This is a genomic window from Streptomyces swartbergensis (assembly GCF_002148965.1).
GTDB lineage: Bacteria > Actinomycetota > Actinomycetes > Streptomycetales > Streptomycetaceae > Streptomyces > Streptomyces swartbergensis.
The window spans coordinates 1-4,795 of sequence record NZ_NGFN01000496.1 but is presented as its reverse complement, the minus strand read 5'-3'; the positions used below and the strand labels follow the sequence as shown (position 1 = coordinate 4,795).

Below are 4,795 nucleotides of genomic sequence, written 5' to 3'. Positions count from 1 at the left end.
GTGGGGCTGTGGCTGCGTTCGTCGCTCGCCGAGAGCCCCAGTTTCCTCCAGATCGACGACCACGCGCGCGTGCCGCTCGTCGAAGTCCTGCGCGACCACTGGCGCCTGCTCCTGCTGACCGGCGGGGCGCTCGCGATCGGCTACGCGATCTTCTACGCCGTGACGACCTGGTCGCTGGCCTACGGGACGGAGCGGCTCGGGGTGAGCCGCAGCGTCATGCTGACCTGCATCATGGCCGCGGTGGTCGTGAAGGGCGCGCTCACGCCGCTGGTGGCCCTGCTCGGAGACCGGTACGGCCGGCGTCCCCTGTGCCTGGCCGGGTGCGCGGCCGCCGCCCTGTGGATGTTCCCGATGGTCGCGCTCCTCGCCACCGGCGCGCCGTTGCCGATGTTCCTCGGCTTCCTCGGGGCGATGCTGGCGTTCATCACGATGTTCGCCGTGATCGCCGCGTATCTGCCGGAGTTGTACGAGCCTCGGGTGCGCTGCACGGGTGCCGCGGTCGGGTACAACCTCGGCGGCGTCCTCGGGGGCGCGCTCACGCCGATCGTGGCGACGGCGCTGGCCGAGCAGAGCGGGCGGGTTCCCTGGGCCGTGGCCGCGTATCTGACGGCGATCGCGCTGTTCAGCCTGGGGTGCTTCGCGCTGTTGCCGGAGACGCGTCCGGTGCCGGTGGCGGCGGCGGAGCCTGCCTCCGGGTGACCTTGGCAGTGGTGCGCGTAAACGCTTGCGCGCGCGCTTACGCGCGTCCATGGTGAGCGGCTACGGGTTGATCGCCAGCTCCAGATACGCCGCGAACAGCACCAGATGGACTCCGCCCTGGAGTGGCGTGGCCCGGCCCGGTACCACGGTCAGCGAAGCCACCACCACGGTCAGGGCGAGCAGCACCATGTGCGTGGCACCCAGGCCGAGCACCAGCGGGCCGGACAGCCAGATGGACGCGAGCGCGACCGCTGGGATGGTCAGGCCGATGCTGGCCATGGCCGAGCCGAGGGCGAGGTTCAGGCTGGTCTGCACGCGGTCGCGGCGCGCGGCTCGCAGCGCGGCGATGGTCTCCGGGAGCAGCACCAGCAGCGCGATGATCACACCGACGACGGCTTGGTGCAGCCCGGCGGCATCCACCCCTGACTCGATGGTGGGCGACACCCCTTTGGCCAGGCCGACCACGCCGACCAGCGCCAGGCCGAGCAGCCCCAGGCTGATCAGGGCCGTACGGGCGGTCGGCGCCGCCGCGTGTTCCTCCGCCCTGATCACCTCGCCGTGCCGGGTGATCGGCAGGAAGTAGTCCCGGTGCCGCACGGTCTGTGTCGCGACGAACAGTCCGTACAGGACCAGTGAGGAGAGCGCGGCGAAGGTCAGCTGGACGGTGGAGAACTCCGGGCCCGGCTTGCTCGTGGTGAACGTCGGCAGGACCAGGCTGAGCGTGGCCAGGGTGGCGACGGTCGCGAGTGCGGCGCCGGTGCCCTCGGGATTGAAAACGGCCGTGCCGTGCCGCAGGGAGGCGACCAGGAGGCAGAGGCCGACGATACCGTTGCAGGTGATCATCACGGCTGCGAAGACCGTGTCCCGGGCCAGCGTCGAGCTCTTGTCCCCACCGTCGGCCATCAGGGTGACGATGAGGGCGACCTCGATGATCGTGACAGCGATGGCGAGGACGAGGGAGCCGAACGGCTCGCCGACCCGGTGGGCCACCACCTCGGCGTGGTGCACGGCGGCCAGCACGGCTCCCGCGAGGACCAGGGTCATCAGCGCGACGACCGCGGCCGGCAGATCACGCCCCCAGGTGAAGACCAACAGCACGACCGCGAGCAGGGGCACCAGGGTCGTCCACTGTGCCATGAGCGGCCCGCGCCGAGCGATCATGCGGTGATCGTCGCAGACGTGAAGGGGCTCCGCACTCCGGTCGTGCGGGCCCCTTCACTCGTGCCAGGGAGCTACGCGAGTACACGCGCCGCGGGGCTAAGCGAGTTCAGTCTGCGGGGCTACGCGAGCTCCCGCTGGTCCACGAGGTCGCAGTTGGTGTACACCCGCTCGCCGATGCAGAGCTCGTTCAGTTGCTCCGCCATCCTGCTGGTCTCGGGATCGTTGCTGTTGCGCATGGCCTCCTCGTAGGAATCGAACTCGATCAGCGCCAGATAGCGGCGCGGATTGTCGCGGTCCTTCAGAAGCATGCGCTGCGTGGGGCCGCCCGGCCGACCGGCGAAGCGCCTCCCCGCCTCCTCGAACACTCGCTCCATCTCGTCCATGCGCTCGGTCTCGAAGTCGATGATCTGTACGAACTTCACGGCACCTCCAGCCGGCCACGGCGTCCCCGGAACGGGAACACTCTCAAGAACAAGCAAGCACCGGGACCGGCAGTCGGCAATTCGCCGACCACCGGTCCCGGTGCTGGTTGCTCCTACGTCCGACGTGGTCAGACGTCGATGCTGTCCTTCGGAGCGTCTCCGCTCTGCGCCTGCGCCGCCTCGGCCGCCGCCTGCTTCTTGGAAGCCCGCAGGCTGGTGATCGTGGTGACGATCAGGACCGAGCAGATCACGCCGAGCGAGACCGGAATACTGATCTCAGGCACGTGCACCCCGGACTCATGCAGCGCGTGCAGCACCAGCTTCACGCCGATGAAGCCCAGGATGATCGACAGGCCGTAGCTGAGGTGGACCAGCCTCTTCAGCAGGCCGCCGATGAGGAAGTACAGCTGGCGCAGACCCATCAGGGCGAACGCGTTGGCCGTGAAGACGATGTACGGGTCCTGCGTCAGGCCGAAGATCGCCGGGATGGAGTCGAGCGCGAACAGCACGTCCGTGGAGCCGATCGCGAGCATCACGACCAGCATCGGGGTCATGACCCGCTTGCCGTTCTCCTGGATCCACAGCTTGGTGCCGTGGTAGCGGTCGGCCACACCGAAGCGGCGCTCGGCGGCCTTGAGCAGCTTGTTCTCCTCGAACTCCTCGTCCTGCTCTTCCGCCCGGGCCTCCTGGATCAGCTTCCAGGCGGTCCAGATCAGGAAGGCGCCGAAGAGGTAGAAGACCCACGAGAAGCTGGCGAGGATCGCGGCGCCCGCGGCGATGAAGATGGCCCGCAAGACGAGGGCTATGAGGACACCGATCAGGAGTACGCGCTGCTGGTACTGCGAGGGCACCGCGAACTTCGCCATGATCAGGACGAAGACGAAGAGGTTGTCGACACTGAGTGACTTCTCGGTGATGAAGCCTGCGAAGAACTCGCCGGCGGGCTGGCCGCCGCCGAACACCAGGAGGCCGAGCCCGAAGAGCGCGGCCAGAACGATCCAGACGACCGTCCAGATCCCGGCTTCCTTGATCGATACGTCGTGCGGCTTGCGGCCGATGAAGAAGTCGACCGCGATCAGGGCGGCGAGCCCCACGATCGTCAGGACCCATAGGGTCACGGAAACATCCACTGCGCCTCCGGCAGTCGTAACGGCAAATGTCAGCGTCGTCGCTGCCGGAGGTCTCTTCCACCCAAAGATGGGCCGACGCCCCGGGATCTGGCCTGATCCGTATTGACGGGTACGCCGCAGCAGACAGGGAGTACTCCCCTCCGTGCCGACAACAGTACCGCAATCACCAAGAACAGGTAAAGCGCTTGGCAAAAGAAGGACCAAAACCCATGGTCAGGCGGCTTTACACATACTTGGTGCGGGCGGCCGCGACCTGGGTGAGCACCTGCTGGAGGACCTGACTGCCCGGCGGCACGAGCGAAGGTTCGTACGTCCAGGCATGACCGACCCACGGATCGGCGAGATGGTCGTCGGGTACCGGTGTCAGTCGCAACAGCGAACGCCACAGCGGGTCGAGCAAAGGCCCGTACCCGGAGGACTCCTCGCGGTCGGCCACCATCATCAGGTGGACGCCGAAGGCGGGACCCTCGTCGGCGAGGTAGCGCAGTTGGTTCACGGCCCGGTCGTCGAAGCCGTGCGGGAAGTCGTTGACGATCAGCAGTTGCTGTGAGGTGTCGAACCCGGGCGGCAGGGAGTCGGCGGCGCCTCCCCGTACTGCCATCTGCACCAGGTCGACCCGCTGGATGAGCTGGGCCAGCACGTCCGCCACCCCTGCGGCGCCGAGCGCCGGCGGGGCCGCGAGCACACCGGTCCGCACGAGTGGTGCGAGCGGCTGCGCGCCCGAGCCGGCCGGGTCGATGACGTGGACGGTGAACTCCCCCGCCGGGTGGACGGCGAGCAGCCGCGCCGCGTGCGCGACCGCCGTCTCCATGGCGAGACGCCCCAGGGCGTGCGAGTCCGCGAACGAACCGTCGGACGATCCGGTCCGGCCGCTGTCGATCCACAGGCCGCGCTCCAGCGGCAGCCGGACCAGCATCGGGATGCGGATCCGGTCGGCCTCGGGGAGATGGAGGTCGCCCAGGCGCAGGGCCATGGGGATCTCCATCGGCACCCGGTAGGCCTGCCAGACGGGGCTGTCCCAGCGGGCGTACGCCGGTGGGAGAGCCGGTTCGACGACCTCGGCCTCGGCCGTGAGCTGGGCGAGGTCCCGGTCGAGGGCCTCGCCGGCCTGGGCGACGAGCTGGGCGTGCCGGGCGCGGGCCGCCTCGCGGGCGGCGTCGCCCTGGCCGCCGATCCGGCTGCGCGGGTCGGACAGGACCTGTTCGAGCTCCTTGTCCATGCGGGACTCGGCGAAGTCGACGGCGCTGCGGTAGGCGGCGGTGCTGCGGGCCAGGTCCTCGAACATGCCCCACACCTGGTTGTAGAGCCGCTCGTCCATGGACCAGCCGGTCGCGTCGCCCGCGACGGGCTGGGCGGGCTGCCCCGGTGCGGCCGCGGGTGCGG

Annotated in this window: 4 protein-coding genes and 1 pseudogene; 1 reads left to right on the top strand and 4 read right to left on the bottom strand. The window is 69.2% G+C overall.

Features of this window, described 5'->3' with window-relative positions; genetic code table 11:
• Positions 1-699 (top strand): MFS transporter (locus CA983_RS40865; protein ID WP_143645729.1); only part of this gene is annotated, 699 nt, incomplete at its 5' end.
• Positions 700-759: 60 nt separating this feature from the next.
• Here the strand turns inward: CA983_RS40865 and CA983_RS40860 are convergent.
• The 4 genes and pseudogenes from CA983_RS40860 to CA983_RS40845 all read right to left on the bottom strand — a co-directional run.
• Positions 760-1,860, bottom strand: a complete 1,101-nt coding sequence (locus CA983_RS40860) for a calcium:cation antiporter (protein ID WP_086605728.1) — start codon at positions 1,858-1,860, stop codon at positions 760-762.
• 119 nt (positions 1,861-1,979) lie between these two features.
• On the bottom strand, positions 1,980-2,282 hold the full coding sequence (locus tag CA983_RS40855) for a hypothetical protein (protein ID WP_086605727.1): 303 nt from the start codon (positions 2,280-2,282) through the stop codon (positions 1,980-1,982).
• A 128-nt stretch (positions 2,283-2,410) separates the two neighbouring features.
• Positions 2,411-3,412 (bottom strand): TerC/Alx family metal homeostasis membrane protein, encoded by a 1,002-nt coding sequence (locus CA983_RS40850; protein WP_086605726.1) that lies wholly within the window; start codon positions 3,410-3,412, stop codon positions 2,411-2,413.
• 223 nt (positions 3,413-3,635) lie between these two features.
• A pseudogene (locus CA983_RS40845) lies at positions 3,636-4,795 on the bottom strand (TerD family protein); the annotation flags it as partial.

Bases quoted from the DNA above. Each gene is read 5' to 3' on its own strand.
- CA983_RS40860 (WP_086605728.1), bottom strand. From the start codon at position 1,860: ATGATCGCTCGGCGCGGGCCGCTCATGGCACAGTGGACGACCCTGGTG.